The organism is Streptomyces sp. NPDC005784, assembly GCF_042871525.1.
Taxonomy (GTDB): Bacteria; Actinomycetota; Actinomycetes; order Streptomycetales; family Streptomycetaceae; genus Streptomyces.
In genome coordinates, this window is sequence record NZ_JBIAIQ010000040.1 from 41,262 (window position 1) to 57,172 (window position 15,911).

Genomic DNA, 15,911 nt, shown 5'->3' on the forward strand with positions numbered 1-15,911 from the left:
AGCGGACGCGACGATGACCGAAGGACACCGCGCTTCCGGGCGACGCTCCGCCGGGGGCGCCGTCGCGCTGGTGCTGGGCGCCGCCGTGGCGGTGGCGATCTGGGTGACGGGACGGCATCACAGCCCCCAGTACGGGATGGGACTGTTCGGCGCCCACGGCACCGACGCCGTCGACCTCAAGGCCCGTCTGGGCAGCGCCCTGTTCGGCCTTGCGCTCGTCCAGCTCCTGCTGGCTCTGTGGATGTACCACCGCCTTCCCGGCCTCGCGGCCGCGCCTCGCCCCGTGCGTACCGGACACCGTGTGCTGGGATTGGTCGCCTTCCTGCTGTCGCTGCCCATCGCGTACCACTGCGTCCGCACCTACGGGGTGGAGACCACAAGCACGCGAGTCCTCCTGCACTCCATTGCCGGCTGCGTGCTGTACGGCGCGTTCGTCGCCAAGGTGCTCGTGGTGCGCAGCCGTCGCCTGCCGGGCTGGATGCTCCCGGTCACCGGCAGCGTCCTCGTCTGCGCCATCGGAGTGCTGTGGTACACCGGCGCGCTGTGGGCCCTCAACGGATTTGACGCTCCCGGACTGTAAGAGGTCCCAGTAGCTGGAGCGGGTGCGCTGTCATCCCGCACGCGGTGATCCTGCTGGTGACATGCGTGGCGCCCCGGACCTCCCTCTCCGTCCCGCCCTACGCTGACTTGCCTCGGAGCCCGCGCGGCCACGCCAAGGCCGCCAAACCAGACGCTGCCGGCTACCCCCGATGGAGTGGTGGTCGACGAATCAACGCAGTACGCCGACACCGTGCTCTTCGAGGGCCGCCGCGGCTTCTTCATGGAAGCGCAGCTCCTTGGCTGGTCTGGTGCAACGCGGCGATCGTCGTCGCCTTCCCGACGCCCTGAGACCGTCGAGGGTGACGAAGAATCCACGGGTCACGCAGCGGCCTCCGTGGTCGGCTGGTTCCGCTCGTGCTGCTGCGCGCTCGAGCGGCGTCGAGCCGGTCCGGGGGCTGATGAAGCCCACCAGGAGCGGGGCCGTATCGGAGGTCAGCGCTGGTGCTGCCTGTGCATGTTCCAGACCCGGGCCGCGGCCTGCATCGGCTGCGCCCATTCGTCAGGGTGTTGTTCCGCGATGGAGTCCCACAAGCGCTGGCGGTGAGGACGCCCTGGTCCAGGTGCATCCCGGTGGCGTCGTGGTGGGCCCGCGCGGTTGTGGAGTCGACACTGACCAGGGACAGGTCCACCTCGCCCCGCTTCGCGGCCTCCGTGATCAGCCCCTCCAGCAGGGCCTCGAAGACTCCCGCGTCACGCCACTGGCGGAAGCGGTTGTGGACGGTCGACCAGGCACCGAACTCTCGCGGCATCTCCCGCCACTGCCCGCCCGTCTTGAACTGCCAGATCACGCCCTCGAACTGCTGCCGCAGCCGCTCGGGGTACGGACCGTACTCGCCGACGGCCCGATGAACTCCCACTCGGCGTCGGTCAGTTGCACTCGCGTCACTCAAGACGGTCTACGGGTCCGGGCCCCACCGCGAGGGCGAATCCCGCAGATTGATCACGACTCGATACGCGCCCTAGTACTCCAGCAGTACTTCGTGGCTTGACCTGGGGAAACGTCGAGCGGTGGGAGTGTAGCGGGCAGGATGCCGTCACGGACGGCTTCTGCCCGCATGCCCCTCGAAGGAGTGCCCACGACAGCAAGGTCGACCCGGGCCCTGGGAAGCCTCAAGTTGTGATCACCGAACAGGCAACCGAAACCTGGGACCGGGACCTGGACCACCTCTTCACCACCATCGGGCACCACTTCGGCCGCGTCGAACCACGCCGCCGCATGCGGGACTACGTGCGTGCACTGCTCGCCCCGGTGGCCCGCAAGAACAGCTGGCAACTTGCCGAACACGCCGGAGAACACGAACGGGCTGCTGCGCCAGTACTTCCCGAAGGGCACCGATCTCTCCCGCTGGTCGGTCACGGACCTCGAAGCCGTCGCCATGGCGATCAACAACCGGCCCCGCAAAGTCCTGGGTTGGCGGACGCCGGCCGAGGCCTTCGAAGAACAGCTACGCTCGCTGCAACAGCCCGGTGTTGCAACGACTGGTTGAACTCGCCCAATACACGTCTCGAGAACTTCGTTGCAAGCTGCGCTCGTTGGGCCTGCGAGCGTCGGTCGGCCGCACCGGTGTCTGCTGGGACAATGCGATGGCCGAATCATTCTTCGGCGCCCTCAAAAACGAACTCGTACACCGAACTACGTTCCCGACACGCGCACACGCCCACCGGGCGATCGTCCGCTACATCGAGACGTTCTACAATCGAAAACGCCTCCACTCCGGACTCGGCTACAAGACTCCCGCAGAAGTCCACGCCGAGTACGAGGAGTTGCAGGCAGCAGCATAGGTAGAACCCTCAACGCCGCTGTCCGAGAAGCGCAGGGCCCCTCAGTCTGCCTGTTGAGGGCCTGCTGGTCGGGGGCATGAGCCGTTGTCGGAGCGGGCTGGCAGACTGCCCGCCATGACCTCAATTGATCACGATAGTGTGCGGGAGTCATGGGATCGAATCGGTCTCTGGCTGAAGACCCGTGTTCAGCTGTCCCCGCTCAGGTCAGCGGTGGACCAGGGACGCCTTGATGGCGTTGAGGCGTCCCTGGCTGTGACACTGCCGGCGGACGTGCGGGAGTGGTGGGGGGGGGGGGGGGGCCGGGGCGCCCCCCCCCCCCCCCGGGGGGGGGGGCCCGGCCCCCGGGGCGGGGGGGGGGGGGCGCGGGCGGGGGGGGGGGGGGGGGGGGCGGCGGGGCGGGGGGCGCGGGGTGGCGCGGGGGGGGCCCGCGGGGGGGGGGGGGGGGGGGGGGGGGGCCCCCCCCCCCGCCCGCCCCCACTACTGGATTCCCGGAGCGTTCGCTCCGGTAGACCTGGACGAGGCCCTGGAGACGCGGGAGATCTGGCTACTGGTCGCAGAGCAGGAAGGGCTCACGTTCGATGCGAACGGAGAGCCGGAGCCGCGGTTTCTGCCGGAGTTCATGCCTATTGCGATGAGCCCGGGCGGTGACGGCCTGATCGTTGACCTTCGGCCCGGCGGGTCTCACGGGGCGGTTTTTCTCTGGAACCACGAGCGCTGGGGGCTCGGGCTGCCGATGTGGGACTCGATCGGTTCGATGCTTCGGGATGTCGCTGTCGCGCTCGAAACACAGACGCCGGTGCTGCTGCAGCATGCTGCTCTCGGCGGTGCCGAGGCGACCTGTGTGGGCAGGGTCGACGACCTGGGCGACTTGACTTGGGAAGCCGCGCGTTGAGAGGGAGTGAAGTCCTGCAAGGCGATCCTGGGCCTGTCACGGGTCCACGGGGCCGAGATGCCGAGATGCCGATCACCGAGGTCGTCGCCGCGGTGATCGACGGCGCGACCAGCGTCCCGGACGCGGCCGCCGCGCTCATGTCCCGCACACCCAAGCCCGAGCAGTACAGCGCCTGATCGCGCCGCCCGTGCGGGTCGCGCGCGTGTACGTACGACTCGAACGTGCCGTTACGGCCGGGCCACGACCGTCACAGCCTGATGACTGCTGACTGGGCCGGCCGCCGCCTCCCGGCAGCCCGGTCCATGATCGCCTCTCCGGATCCACAGGAGGGGAAAGCCTGATGCTGACCACATTCAGGAGCGCCGTCGCGGCAGCCGTACTGGCGGCCGCGCTCGTCGCCCCGGTCGCGGTGGCGACCGACGCAGCAGCGGCCACGTGCGCCCGGCACACCACGGGCGTGTGCAAGGCCAACTCACCGCACCCGCACGGGGCAACAGCGAAATGCAAGGACGGCACCTGGTCCTACAGTGCCCACGCCCGCGGCACCTGCTCGCACCACCGAGGCGTCAAGTACTGGTACCGCTGAACACCTGCACGGAGCCCCCTCCCCCGGCCGTCCCCAGGCCGGGGCGGGGGCTCCGAGCAGCCTGACAGCGTCGGGGTGCCCGGCGCGGGGACGTCAGGACGCGCGGCCACACGCGGCGACTACCGTCGAAACGGTGGGAGTTGATCAGACGTCAACGGTTTGCATACACAGATTTCACCTCCCCGGGTCTACCCGCGTAGCCCGGCTCTGCGCTGTCATGTCCCCATCCCCGGGACACCCCGCCCGGGCCGACAGCCGGAGACCACATGCGCCCCCTCACACGCATCGCCGCCAGCACCTGCGCACTGACCCTCGCCGCCGCCGGCCTCATCATCGGCGCCGGCTCCGCACCCGCCTTCGCCGCCACCTGTTCCCAGTCACGCCTGCCGCTCCCCGATGCGTCCTGCACCCCCGGCGCCTACAACCCGGACGTCACCCAGTCGACGATCGGCTCCACCATCTGCGTCTCCGGCTGGACCGCCACCGTGCGACCGCCCACCTCCTACACCAACCCCCTCAAAGCCCAGGGAATCATCGACTACGGCTACGCGGACACCGCCATGTCCTCCTACGAGGAAGACCACCTCGTCCCCCTCGAGCTCGGCGGCGCACCCCGCGACCCCGGAAACCTGTGGCCCGAGCCATACGCGGGAACCAAGACCGCCACGACGAAGGACGGCGTCGAGACGAAGCTGAAGAACGCCGTGTGTAAGGGCACCATCACCCTCTCCGCCGCCCGCTCCGCCATCCGCAACAACTGGACAACCGCACTCTCGGTGACCGGAATCGGCTGACAACGGAAGCAGGGCGGTACATGAAGCCTCTGCAAGGAACGCGGGACACGCCCGTCGTTACAGGGGGACCGACCACCGACCGCGGGAGTGGACGGTCTCGCCATCGGGGCTGGACTTACTGGCTGGACACGTACAACCTCGCATACGGCCCGGTGAATGCCGATGCGCTCTTGCCCGCGCCCAGCGTGCGCGCACTGTCGTCGGCGGCCGCGGCCTGCCGGGCACGTTCGTGCTCCTTCGCGCGGGCCCCGGCCGGTGTGCTGACGCGCCGGCCGGGCAGGATGTGCCCAGCCAATTCCTGCTCGTGGGGGGTCGTCATGCGCTCCAGCTACCGTGTCGCGTCATCCGTGCTGTTCGCCGCGGTGTTCCTGGCGGGCTGCTCACCGACCGCAACGGGCGGATCTGCCGCGTCGCCGACCGGGACTGCGGCCACGGGGCCTTCGAGCACGGATGCACGAGGCGGCCCGGGCCGGGCGATCGCGGTCGGGGCGGGCCCGCAGGCCACCTACACCGTCCAGAAGCAGCCTCCAGCGGGGAGTTGCCACTTCCGGTACGAGAACGGGGAGCCGCTGGAGGACCCGGCATGCACGCCGGGTGCAATCTCTCCAGCAGTCACGCAGGAGAATCTGAAGTCCACGATCTGCCGCAAGGGCGGCTACACCTCCGGCATCCGGCCATCCACCTCCGTCACCGGAAAGGAGAAGGCGCTGAACGCGGCCTCCTACGGTTACAAGGGCCGCATGGGCGATGCCGAGTACGACCACCTGATCAGCCTCCAGCTCGGCGGCGACCCCAACGATCCGCGGAACCTCTGGGTCGAGCCGCCGGACCCGGGCCACAAGACGGGCGGCGGGGTCAACAACGCCAAAGACCCGGTGGAGACGAAACTCCACACCGCGGTCTGCGCCGGCAAGGTTTCCCTGACGGCCGCGCAGAAGGCCATCGCCGGCGACTGGACCACAGCCCTGAGCACCCTCGGCCTCGGCTGAAGGCAGGCGTCACGTACGACGGCAGCACATCCCACCCCGCCACAGGGCCACGCGCCTCAGTAGTCGGCGGCACGAGACCATCCCCGCGCGTGCGGGGAGCAGGCCGCGCTGGACCTGTGGAACCGGCCCAACCCGGGACCATCCCCGCGCGTGCGGGGAGCAGCAATGCGGGCTGGTCCCGACCCCGCCGGCCTTGGGACCATCCCCGCGCGTGCGGGGAGCAGTAGCGGGCGCCTGCGCGGGTGTGTTCCAGGATGGGACCATCCCCGCGCGTGCGGGGAGCAGACGTTCGAATTCGCACTCCGCAGCCAGCCCATGGGACCATCCCCGCGCGTGCGGGGAGCAGGCCGTGTCACCGGCCCCGGGCGTGGACGACTGGGGACCATCCCCGCGCGTGCGGGGAGCAGTTCAGCCTCGGGGACATTGCGCGCTTCCTGACGGGACCATCCCCGCGCGTGCGGGGAGCAGGCATCGGTGAGCGTCGGTGACGTCACCTAGTGGGGACCATCCCCGCGCGTGCGGGGAGCAGACCAGCGCATGGAGGCGTCGACGTCCTTCGGCGGGACCATCCCCGCGCGTGCGGGGAGCAGTGGGGCGATCGACGGCATCGGTCAGCCCACCTGGGACCATCCCCGCGCGTGCGGGGAGCAGCCGCCGGACCACTGGAAAGAGTCCCAGGCGCAGGGACCATCCCCGCGCGTGCGGGGAGCAGGACCGTCACAATCTCGGCAACTCCGTGCAGGAGGGACCATCCCCGCGCGTGCGGGGAGCAGCCGAGGGAGATGTCGGTGCCTGCGGAGACGGCGGGACCATCCCCGCGCGTGCGGGGAGCAGACCTCGCCGGGATCATTCCGCAGCTGGCTGTAGGGACCATCCCCGCGCGTGCGGGGAGCAGGGGTGGGTTGGCGCCGACGGCGTCCGCAAGATGGGACCATCCCCGCGCGTGCGGGGAGCAGTTGTCCCTGAACAGCCCCATGGGTCCGTGGCAGGGACCATCCCCGCGCGTGCGGGGAGCAGCGTTTGTTCCCGTCGGACATGGTGGTGACATCGGGACCATCCCCGCGCGTGCGGGGAGCAGGCGAAGGCTCAGCACCAGTCCACGTCCGGCGAGGGACCATCCCCGCGCGTGCGGGGAGCAGGCAGGGGGGCTGCAGGCGCGGGGGGTCCGGGAGGGACCATCCCCGCGCGTGCGGGGAGCAGGATCAGGAGCACGGACTTTATGGTGAACAAGTGGGACCATCCCCGCGCGTGCGGGGAGCAGTCGGGGACGGTGTAGTCGTCGAAGCCGATGGAGGGACCATCCCCGCGCGTGCGGGGAGCAGCCTTTGGCACGAGCACGGTCACGGTTGCTCGCGGGACCATCCCCGCGCGTGCGGGGAGCAGGCGGGCGAGGGCGTCGTCGATGATCATGGATAGGGACCATCCCCGCGCGTGCGGGGAGCAGTTCCTGCCCTCGGGCGACTACCGCGGCGGACAGGGACCATCCCCGCGCGTGCGGGGAGCAGACTGTCTGACCTGCGACGCTACCGGCCCGGCAGAGCATTTTCATTGACTTTCACCGATACCGGCAAATCGGACAACTTCTCTCCGTCTATGGTCAGACTTACGGCTCGACGTCCCACCACCGAGTCTACGAGGCATATACGGGCCGCCTCTCCCTACGTCGAGAACGCCCGGTGCAAACCAGCTGCTGCACCAAGGCCATTGGGCGCGGCACCGCCTCAGGATCGGCTCCTCCCCGCCGACGCGGGGGTATCCCGATGCGGACGTGCGGTCTCGCAGGTGTCACCGTCCAGGAGGCCGCAGCCGCTGGGCAGGTACTGGTGGACAGCACCAGGATGGGTGTCCTTGCCGGGGGGAAAGCCCAGGGCGGTGACGGTTGGTGGCCGTCGGCGTACAAGCTCGCTCTCAAGGCCCGATCGAACCGGTGGGAAAGTCGCCGCGCTCGAGTCCGGCGTCGTCCGGAGCTGGTGGGCCGGGCTCCAGGCCGAGGGCCTTCAAGCACGGGTCCATGGACGTGTGAGGGCGGCAGCCCGGCTGCGCAGTAGTACACCGGGCGATTCGGCGTGGCCCTGTAACAGAAGGTCCCGCCCATCCCGCCAGGGGGAGGGCGGGATGGGCGGGACCGGTTCGGGGTGGCGGTCAGGGCATGGCTGGGAGAACCCAGTTGGGTCCGTCTTCGTTCTCGTAGAACACGGTCTGGGTGGTGGGTGTGATGGTCAGCAGGAAGGCATCGCGTTCGGGTTCGTCCCCGAAGATCTTCGCCAGGTCTTCGATGGTGTCCCACAGCCTTCGCGGGCCGGTCTGGCGCACGGTGCCCGAGGTGTGGGCGATGGCGGTGGATCCGTCGGGCGTCCACAGTCCGACGGCATCGAGCTCTCCGTCCTCCCCACGCCAGCTGCAGGATGTGTAGCCGGGCAGGGCCACCGATGCGGGGAACCTGAGCCGGCTGAGCAGGTCCGCGGGCGGAACACCGGTGACGGTGGGGCTCTGTTCGAGGGCGGCGTCGAACCGGGGCCCTGCTCCGCCTGTGCGCCGTGCCATGAAGTGCGCCGGGGTGGCGAGGAAGCGACCGGTTGCGTGGCCAGGGGCGGTGACGGTGGCGCGGACGATGCCGTATCCGAGCGGGGCGACGATGACAGCGTCGGGGGCCGTCTGCTGTAGGAGCGGTCTCGGGATGGTGTGGAGGCCGACGGTCGAAATAATGCGCTGGTAGGGCCCGTTGTCGGGGTATCCCTCGGCGCCGTCGCGGATCGCGAGGGTCGGGTTGAAGCCTGCTTGCCGCAAGTGTCGGGCCGCGGTTTCGACGAGGCCGGGGTTGATGTCGATGCTGGTCACGTTCGCGTCGCCGAGCCGGTGGCAGAGCAGGGCGGCGTTGTATCCGGTGCCGGTCCCCAGTTCGAGAATGCGGTTTGACTCGCTCACGTCCAGGGATTCGAGCATGGCCAGCATGATCGAGGGCTGGCTGGAGGAGCTGGTGGGGACGCCGTGTTCGTCGAGTTGCGTGGTCAGCGCCGTGTTGCTGTAGACCGCTTCCGGGTATGCCGGGTCCGTCCCGGTGAGCGGCTGCCACGCTCCGGTGCCGTCCTGTCGGTAGAAGCGGGGCACGAACAGGTGGCGGGGAACGGAGGCGAACGCCTCTGCCCACCCGCTCACGTGCTCAGCCGTGAGACGGGCGGCCATGCGCCGGCGTGCGGCAGTGCAAGCTCCGTCGTCGGGCTCGTTCATGCGGTGGCTCCCATAAGATATTCGGCGTGCGCCGCGGCGATCGGCAGGCCGGTGCGATTCTCGACCCATCCCCAGGTACCGGCGGGGTTGTTCTCGAAGAACACCCACTGTCCTGCGGGGGTTACGGCGAAGTCGAACGCCCCGAACGCGGTGCCGTAGTGGGCGAGGAACCGGCGCACTGCGGTCGCAATGTCGTCGGGGACGTCGACGGTGTCGTACGCGATGTGGTCGTAGTCGGTCCGCCAGTCGGTGCTGGCGGCCTCGCTCGTCGTGATCAGCTTGCCGCCGAAGATCTGCCCGCCGACGGCGATCAGGCGCACCTCGTACGCCTTGGGGATGTCCTCCTGGAAGTAGTGGGCGGTGGTGCGGATACTGTCGTCGAAGTCGGCTGGGTCGACGCGATGGGTGGCCACCATCAGGCGGCGCTCCGCGCCGGTATCGAGTCGGCCGCCGAGGACGGGCTTGCAGATCAGCGGGCCGTCCACCTCCTTCGCGAAGGCCCGCGCCGCGTCCGGGCTGTTGGTGATGATGCTGCGCGGCACCGTCATGCGGCAGCGGGTCGCGGCGACGAGCTGCTGCGGCTTGTGAGCGGCGATGCGGTCGGCGTGCGGGTTGTTGAGCCACGGCACGCCGGGCAGGGCGGCGAGCACGTTGAGGATCGCGGCGTCGGCCTGGTTCTGCGCCCAGGTGGCGTAGGGCTCGGGAACGGTGTCGGTGATCTGGGGAGGTGCGGGCCGCCTCCAGTAGACGGCCCGCACTTCCTCGAGCCGCACCGTCCGGTGCCCGTCGTCGATAGTCCCTGTCCAGCCCGGTTCCTGCGGCAGGTGCGTGCCGGTCAGGGTGAGCTGCTGCGGGAACCGTGCGACGTCGAATCGCATCACGGGCACGTCGCGCTGGTTGAGCTGGTCGACGACCATGTCGGCCGCCGCGTCGAGCTGTTCAGCGACAACGAGCACAGGGCGAGCGGCGGTGCTCATGACGCGGGCGCGAAATACGGGTCGGAGACGTCGTCGCCCTGGCCGTCCAGGTTGGTGTCGGTGGTCGACGCGGCCTGCGTCTTGGTGTGCCAGGGTCGGCCGTCCGCAGCCACATTGATCTGGCGGTCCTGGTCCCAGCGAACGCCGTCGATCGAAGTGGCTACCAGGCACGGCGGGGCCGCCGCGCGGGCGGCGAACGGAATGGTTGCTGCTGCGGTCATTCTGTTTCTCCTGTTCAGAGAGGTTGATGTGCTCTTGCTGGCCTGCCCGGCGTCCTGGGCTCGGACGGTCTTCCGGGCCACCGGGCAGGGGTCTATGCGGCGGTCCCGAGCTTCTTGAGCAGCTCGCCGAGGTCGAGGACGCGGAAGCTCGAAAGCCGGCGGACCATCTGCGAGGCGAGGAACGTGGCCAGGTCGGGGTTCCCGTAGGGCACGGCGACGTCAGGGCGGGCAACGACGTGCAAGCCTCCGCGGGCGAGGCGGCCGTAGAGGACTCCGCTCACGCCATACATGGGGGCGCTCTGGGCGAGGAAGACCATCGGCTGCTTCTCCATGTGCGGGCACAGCGCCGCAACGGTGCGCACGTGCCGGGCGCACACCGGAGGCTGATTCGTCAGGATCTCCATCCGGGTGGGGTCTTCGTCCCTGGGTCCCGCGAGGAAGATGAGGCCGATCTTCGTCCTGGCGGGCTGTGTGCACACCTGGCACCGGAGGGTCTGCATGGTCGCCATCTGCCGGTGCGGGTGCATGAACTTCCACAGGGGTTCCCCGGTCGGCATCCCGTCCGCACCCAGCGGATTCCATCCGACCCGCGCGTACAGCACACCGCGCGGATCGCGGTCCCGGGGGTCTTCGTCGCAGTAGTGGAGCCGGCTTCGTCCCGGCGCGCTGCGCCTGATGATCAGGTTGTCAGGTGCGGCCTCCTCCCCCACCCGCTGGATGACGTACGGGACTACGGCCGAACTGGCTGCGGTAGTGGGCATGGAACGATTCGTCTTTCCAGGCGAGGCGGGCGGGCTGTACGGAAGTAGGGGACCCAGCATCAGGCCGCCTCCCGGAGGCACTTGATCGCGCCGAGACGCTCGTGAAGTTCGTTGACAACCCAGGCCATCCGGCGCAGGTGCCCGACGGCGTGCAGGTGGTCGCCTGGCATGGCCTCGGTGCGCAACCTGCGGGCCCGCTCGATCAGTTGTTCCGCTTCTGGATCCTTCTGGCCCACCTCAGCAGCGACGGCGATAGCGACGAGTTGCATCAGGTGGCCGCGGAGCCGCAGGTCGTGGTCGTCGAGGGCTTCCTCGGCTGGGACGACATCGTCGAGGACTGCGCCGATGTCGTCGAGGAGCGATTCACCGTCGAAGGGCTGCCACGCGCGAACCTTGATCAGCACTGTTTCCAGGGCTTCGGGGTCTAACGGCGGCGCCCACACAGGTACGACCCTGGTTGGCCCTGGGGCAGTGGCCATCACGCCTTCTCCTTGGCCGGAACAGTGAGACGGCACCAGGTGACTGCGCCTGCGTCGCTGGTCCCCCATGCGCCGCCGTTCTCCTCAACCAGGTGGTCAACGAGAACGAGACCGCGCCCCGACTCAGCACCCTCTTCGGCCTCACCGGGCTCGGCGCATCCGGCCATACCGTCCCGGACGGTGATCTGAAGGCAGCCGTCGCGGACAGCGATGGTCAGGCTGATCTCCGTCGTTCCGCTGTGCAGCAACGCGTTGGTCAGCAATTCCGAGACGATCAGCGTGACGTCGTACATCATTGCCTCGAGCCCGCAGTACCGAAGCCGCGCGGCCACGATCCGCCGTATGGCACCCACTCTGCGCATGTCCTTTTCTCGAGGCGGGGTGCCGCCACGGCGTGAAGCAACCTCGAAAATCAGACCCATGGCGTCCTCGTCGCAATTGGGGACCGTCCGAGGCGTCCGTACAGCTGTCGTCGTCATCTCAACCTCGATGGCGGGTTGCAGCACCGGACGGGGACGGGTTGGCACAATTGACTGAAGAGCGTGAACTAAGCCCATGAGTTGCTGCCTCCCTACTAGGCTCACGGGGGATGGCGAATACGGTAGAAAAGCCGTTGCAGATACTGAAGTGACCGCGAGTACAGGTGGCTTGCTGAAAATGCCCGGATTGGACCTCCCATGCAGCCGAGCCCTCGACAAACCCTGACCGGCAGTACGGGTATGACTTCGCGCGGTCGTTTCGGCGCTATCAGCGGTCATGTCTGGCGGGTGATACGGGAACAGCAAGGCTTCACGCAGGAGGAGGTCGCAGAGCGCCTGAAGGTGAGCCTGAACACGATTGCGGGGTGGGAGACCGGGCGGCGTCCACTGACCGCGGTGCCTGTCGGGCAGATGCTTGTCCACCGCCGCCGGCTGATGCAGATGGGTACCGCGTCCGCTCTCTTACAAGTGCTGGAGCGAGCTTTGGAGGCGGATGTGCTCCTCGCGGGCGTCCTTGAGGAAGACTCCCAGGTCGAGGAGAGCCCGCTCGGCGCGATGGTGATGCAACGCGAGTTCGCCGAAGTGCTGGTGTGGCCGCTCAACGGCGTCCCGCCACAACCCGTGCGGAACCTGCCCGCGCCACCCCATCCTCGCCGCGGACCGGCTCCGTCCGGGCCCGAACTGTCGTCGGCTGAGCGGCGGGGCTTCTTCGCTCAGATGCGGCGCGCTGCAGAGCAGGCGCGCGGTACGGACCAGTTCCTCCTGCGTCGCCAAGCCCTCTACCTGTGCGGATACGACCGCGAGACGGACACGGAGGACTGGCTCGTTCACCAGCAGCGCCGCGAGCGGCCAGCCGATTGGCTTACCGGCTGGCTGAACGCCCGCAGTGTGGCTGCCATTGCCGCCCGGCAGGGCGATGTTGATCGCCTGTCTCACTTCATCGACTCAGCTCTGGTGGACAACGATGCCGGGGAAGCTGCCAACCTCAACTACTTCGGCTACTGGGTCGGCGAGGTGAGGCAAGTCGAGCTCTCCGACGATTTCATCGCCGACCGCTCTCCAGGGCCGTGGGCAGGCGACAGGCTCCTGAGACATCTCGTCGACGGGATCACGCCCGGGCACGGCTATGTGGAACTCAACATCCATAGCATTTGGGCCCTTCTCCAGGCCCGGCCCGGCCTGCTCCGCTCGGGTGCAACGTCTCGGGCGCTGCGCGAGAGGCTATCGATCATGTTGGATAGCGGGGAACTCTCGCCGCGCGGACGGCGGGAGCTGGAGAGCATCCGGTACGCGATCCGCCTCGCCGAGGCGTGAGAGGAGCCTGACGGTGTCCGAGGACCTGACCGCGGTGGCACGATTCCTGTACGAGGCGGGGACGCTGAAGAACACCGCACGCACCGGATGGTGGATGGCCGGGGTCAAAGAGCCGGAGTCGGTCGCTGATCACTCGTGGCGCACCGCGCTCATCGCGACGATCATCGCCAAGCTGGAAGGGGCGGACCCAGCCAGGGCGGCATTCCTTGCGGTATGGCACGACTCGCAGGAAACCCGTACCGGGGACGTGAACTACCTGGGCAGGACATACGCGCCGCAGGCTGACCCCCGCCACGTCACGGCCGACCAGGTCGCACAGATGCCCGATATTCTGGCTCAGGCGGTACGCGAGCTGATCGACGAATACGAGGCCAAGGAGTCCCCGGAGGCGGTCTGCGCACGGGACGCCGACAAGCTGGAATGCCTGATCCAAGGCATCGAGTACAAGGCCCAGGGATATCAGAACGCGCAACGCTGGATCGACAACAGCCGCAGCCGCCTCACCACGAAAACCGCCCATGCGCTTGCCGAAGCGGTACTCGAAACAGACTCACTCGATTGGCTGCGCACAGCACTCGGCGAGAGCAACACGAAACAAGCCTGATCCAGTTGGTCTCTCGGATGACGTGCGGCGCGTCCGGGGATCATTCCCGCGCGTGCGGGGAGCAGCAGTCCATCCTCTGCACCGCCTCCGCTCGACGCTCGCCCGCGAGCAGCACGAACGCAACCAGCACCCGCAGGAGACAGCGGCGTGAGCGGCAGGCGAGGCTGGTTCGTCAGCATCGACGAACCAAGCGCGTGGGCAAGTCCACCACCGTGCAAGCCCTGTACGACCTGCTCACCGGCAGGGCCGCACCATCCGCCGCACCGTCGAGCCAACCACCACCGCGCTGGGCACCTTCACCCGCTCCCACGCCGACCGCATCCACGGCCTGGCCCTGGCCTGCCTCGTCGCCACCCGCTACGAACACGTCGAAACGGTGATCGGACCGGCGCTGCAGGCCGGCGAACTCATCATCAGTGACCGCTACCTGCCCTCCACCCTGGTGCTGCAGCAGCTCGACGGCGTTCCCCTCGAGTTCCTGACCGTCATCAACCAGCACGCCCCGCTGCCGGACCTGGCAGTGATCCTCACCGCCGAACCGGCGCGGATTTCCGCACGTATCGCCGCGCGCGGCATCACGCACCGCTGGCACCTCGACCCCACCGGTCCGCGCCGCGAAGTCGGCCTCTACCGGCAAGCAGTCGACTACCTGACCGACAAGGGCGTCAGCGTCCTGCTCCTCGACAACGGTGCATCCACACCATCGGACGTAGCACGGCGAATCGCCGACGCCATACCGAACCTGCCGCTAGCGTCAGTGCCCCCAGAACCCCCATCCACCCCCCAAGGACCATGAGCGCAACACCGGCGACACCCGTCATCGACACCCACGTCATCCTCCGCGACGGCGACAAGATCCTCTTCTCCCAGCGAGGCGGCTCCTACGGCTACGGCCGCTGGCACCTGCCGTCCGGGAAACTCGACCACGGCGAAACCCTGCTCGCGGGCGCCGCCCGCGAGCTCCTCGAGGAAACCGGCGTCACCGTCAATCTCGCAGCTCTCCGCCTCGTCCACGTCGTGCACCACCGCCAGAACGACGCCGTAGAACGCATCGGCTTCTTCTTCGAAGCCACCACCTGGCAAGGACACCCCGTCAACACCGAACCCGAAAAATGCCTGGCCCTGGAATGGTTCACCATCCACGAACTCCCCGACGACATCATCGAATACCCCAACGCCGGCCTGCACGGCTACCTCAACAGCACCGCTCCTTACACCTGCCACAACTGGCAATAGCCGTGACCCGGCTGCACAGAAAACGGCGGTCCACGCAGCGCGCGTCACTCTGGCGGCGAACGTCACCCCACGACTAACAGACCTGCTGCAGCGGCAGGCAGGACCGAAGCGGCGGTCCCCTCGCGGGCCGAGGCCTGAGTACCCGTTCTCAGGCCCCGAACGCCTATTGCACCCGGTAGTGGACCAGATCGAGGCGTTGGGCCGCGGCTGTCTCAATCGCTGCCAGATACGCCTCCTCTCACGCCTTCCTGGCCACTACCGGCGGGCCGACTTTGACGCCGCGTCGGCCCGCAGTCGGCCGCCATCTCCGCTTTGCTCGCCGTCTCCTCTGTCATGGCACCGGTCGTAGCAGTCTGGTGGTCGCGGCAGGCGGGGAGGGTGTGGGTGCGGGACCATCCCCGCGCGTGCGGGGAGCAGGGCCTCGATCTGCGGCACTACTGTCGGCAGCGGGTGAATTGAAGGCCACGGTCGGCGCATCAAAATCGGGCCACTCTGCGATCTCTTGATCATCCTGACTTCATGATTCTGGAGTCGGGAAGAAGAGAGGGTGATCCACGTGGAGGACTGGGCTGAGATTCGACGGCTGAACCGGGCTGAGTGCCTGTTTTCGATCCCAGGTTTTGAGTAGCTTTGTGCCCTAGGCTGGCTGGGTGTCCGAGGACGCCGGGCAGGCTGTAGAGCGGGTGTGCGAGAACTGCGAGGGTCGGCTGAGGCCGGACGCCCCGCCTCGGGCGAGGTTCTGCTCAACGGTGTGTCGTGCCAGGCAGTGGCGTCGGGACCTGCGGTTGCGCAAGCGGGTCGCCGCGGAACTGGGTGGTGCCGGCCGGGCCGAGTGTCCCGAGTGCGGGACTACTTGGGTCGCGGGGGTGGACCGCCGTTCGAATGCGGTCTACTGCTCGCGGCGGTGCGTCACGAGGGCCTGGCGGACCCGAAAGGAATCGTTCGGCGAACGGTCACAGTGACCGCACC

17 protein-coding genes, 2 pseudogenes and 1 CRISPR repeat array are annotated in these 15,911 nt (G+C 68.5%); of the genes and pseudogenes, 11 read left to right on the forward strand and 8 right to left on the reverse strand.

Translation table 11 applies throughout. The features are described 5' to 3' along the window. Positions 1-13: 13 nt before the first annotated feature. A complete protein-coding gene (locus ACFYR3_RS37870; protein WP_389286550.1) occupies positions 14-580 on the forward strand; it encodes a DUF6529 family protein in 567 nt (188 codons plus the stop codon). Between the two features lie 556 nt (positions 581-1,136). Here ACFYR3_RS37870 and ACFYR3_RS37875 read toward each other — a convergent pair. After that, positions 1,137-1,486: pseudogene (locus ACFYR3_RS37875) on the reverse strand (transposase); the annotation flags it as partial. 397 nt (positions 1,487-1,883) lie between these two features. Here ACFYR3_RS37875 and ACFYR3_RS37880 point away from each other — a divergent pair. From ACFYR3_RS37880 to ACFYR3_RS37900, 5 genes and pseudogenes are all read left to right on the forward strand, one after another. Beyond that, positions 1,884-2,087 (forward strand): annotated as a pseudogene (locus ACFYR3_RS37880) (transposase); the annotation flags it as partial. Further along, positions 2,068-2,382, forward strand: a complete 315-nt coding sequence (locus ACFYR3_RS37885) for an integrase core domain-containing protein (RefSeq protein ID WP_389286552.1) — start codon at positions 2,068-2,070, stop codon at positions 2,380-2,382. The pseudogene ACFYR3_RS37880 and the gene ACFYR3_RS37885, both read left to right, overlap by 20 nt. Positions 2,383-2,791: 409 nt before the next feature. Then, on the forward strand, positions 2,792-3,274 hold the full coding sequence (locus ACFYR3_RS37890; RefSeq protein WP_389286554.1) for an SMI1/KNR4 family protein: 483 nt from the start codon (positions 2,792-2,794) through the stop codon (positions 3,272-3,274). Between the two features lie 340 nt (positions 3,275-3,614). Further along, complete coding sequence (locus tag ACFYR3_RS37895) at positions 3,615-3,860, forward strand: DUF3761 domain-containing protein (protein WP_356057320.1); 246 nt, start codon at positions 3,615-3,617, stop codon at positions 3,858-3,860. A 266-nt stretch (positions 3,861-4,126) separates the two neighbouring features. After that, positions 4,127-4,654 carry a hypothetical protein gene (locus ACFYR3_RS37900; RefSeq protein WP_389286556.1) on the forward strand — a complete coding sequence of 176 codons (528 nt, stop codon included), beginning with the start codon at positions 4,127-4,129 and terminating at the stop codon, positions 4,652-4,654. A gap of 115 nt (positions 4,655-4,769) precedes the next feature. Here ACFYR3_RS37900 and ACFYR3_RS37905 read toward each other — a convergent pair whose 3' ends face one another. Then, a complete protein-coding gene (locus ACFYR3_RS37905; RefSeq protein WP_389286558.1) occupies positions 4,770-4,973 on the reverse strand; it encodes a hypothetical protein in 204 nt (67 codons plus the stop codon). On the opposite strand from ACFYR3_RS37905, the gene ACFYR3_RS37910 reads away from it, so the two are divergent. Further along, complete coding sequence (locus ACFYR3_RS37910) at positions 4,972-5,643, forward strand: hypothetical protein (protein WP_389286560.1); 672 nt, start codon at positions 4,972-4,974, stop codon at positions 5,641-5,643. The genes ACFYR3_RS37905 and ACFYR3_RS37910 overlap by 2 nt on opposite strands. Positions 5,644-5,716: 73 nt before the next feature. Further along, positions 5,717-7,148: direct repeats of the CRISPR family, unit length 29 nt; unit sequence GGGACCATCCCCGCGCGTGCGGGGAGCAG. 637 nt (positions 7,149-7,785) lie between these two features. Here ACFYR3_RS37910 and ACFYR3_RS37915 read toward each other — a convergent pair. From ACFYR3_RS37915 to ACFYR3_RS37940, 6 genes are all read right to left on the reverse strand, one after another. Then, the gene (locus ACFYR3_RS37915) at positions 7,786-8,799 is read right to left on the reverse strand and encodes a methyltransferase domain-containing protein (RefSeq protein ID WP_389286562.1); all 1,014 of its coding nucleotides are present in this window, start codon (positions 8,797-8,799) and stop codon (positions 7,786-7,788) included. 68 nt (positions 8,800-8,867) lie between these two features. Further along, positions 8,868-9,827 (reverse strand): ATP-grasp ribosomal peptide maturase, encoded by a 960-nt coding sequence (tgmB, locus tag ACFYR3_RS37920; protein WP_389286564.1) that lies wholly within the window; start codon positions 9,825-9,827, stop codon positions 8,868-8,870. Positions 9,828-9,844: 17 nt separating this feature from the next. Continuing rightward, positions 9,845-10,069 (reverse strand): hypothetical protein, encoded by a 225-nt coding sequence (locus ACFYR3_RS37925; protein WP_389286566.1) that lies wholly within the window; start codon positions 10,067-10,069, stop codon positions 9,845-9,847. A 92-nt stretch (positions 10,070-10,161) separates the two neighbouring features. Further along, positions 10,162-10,830 (reverse strand): hypothetical protein, encoded by a 669-nt coding sequence (locus tag ACFYR3_RS37930; RefSeq protein WP_389286568.1) that lies wholly within the window; start codon positions 10,828-10,830, stop codon positions 10,162-10,164. Positions 10,831-10,889: 59 nt separating this feature from the next. After that, positions 10,890-11,378, reverse strand: coding sequence for a DUF6415 family natural product biosynthesis protein (locus ACFYR3_RS37935; protein WP_389286570.1), 489 nt, complete (start codon positions 11,376-11,378; stop codon positions 10,890-10,892). Beyond that, positions 11,309-11,731, reverse strand: a complete 423-nt coding sequence (locus ACFYR3_RS37940) for an ATP-binding protein (RefSeq protein ID WP_389286572.1) — start codon at positions 11,729-11,731, stop codon at positions 11,309-11,311. Before ACFYR3_RS37940 ends, ACFYR3_RS37935 begins: the two co-directional genes overlap by 70 nt. A 297-nt stretch (positions 11,732-12,028) precedes the next feature. Between ACFYR3_RS37940 and ACFYR3_RS37945 the strand changes: the two genes are divergently transcribed. From ACFYR3_RS37945 to ACFYR3_RS37960, 4 genes are all read left to right on the forward strand, one after another. Continuing rightward, positions 12,029-13,102 (forward strand): helix-turn-helix transcriptional regulator, encoded by a 1,074-nt coding sequence (locus tag ACFYR3_RS37945; RefSeq protein WP_389286574.1) that lies wholly within the window; start codon positions 12,029-12,031, stop codon positions 13,100-13,102. Positions 13,103-13,115: 13 nt separating this feature from the next. Beyond that, positions 13,116-13,706 (forward strand): HD family hydrolase, encoded by a 591-nt coding sequence (locus ACFYR3_RS37950; protein ID WP_389286575.1) that lies wholly within the window; start codon positions 13,116-13,118, stop codon positions 13,704-13,706. 286 nt (positions 13,707-13,992) lie between these two features. Continuing rightward, the gene (locus tag ACFYR3_RS37955) at positions 13,993-14,502 is read left to right on the forward strand and encodes a dTMP kinase (RefSeq protein ID WP_389286609.1); all 510 of its coding nucleotides are present in this window, start codon (positions 13,993-13,995) and stop codon (positions 14,500-14,502) included. After that, positions 14,499-14,942, forward strand: coding sequence for an NUDIX domain-containing protein (locus tag ACFYR3_RS37960; RefSeq protein ID WP_389286576.1), 444 nt, complete (start codon positions 14,499-14,501; stop codon positions 14,940-14,942). The genes ACFYR3_RS37955 and ACFYR3_RS37960 overlap by 4 nt, the downstream gene beginning before the upstream one ends. The last annotated feature ends 969 nt before the right edge of the window (positions 14,943-15,911 follow it).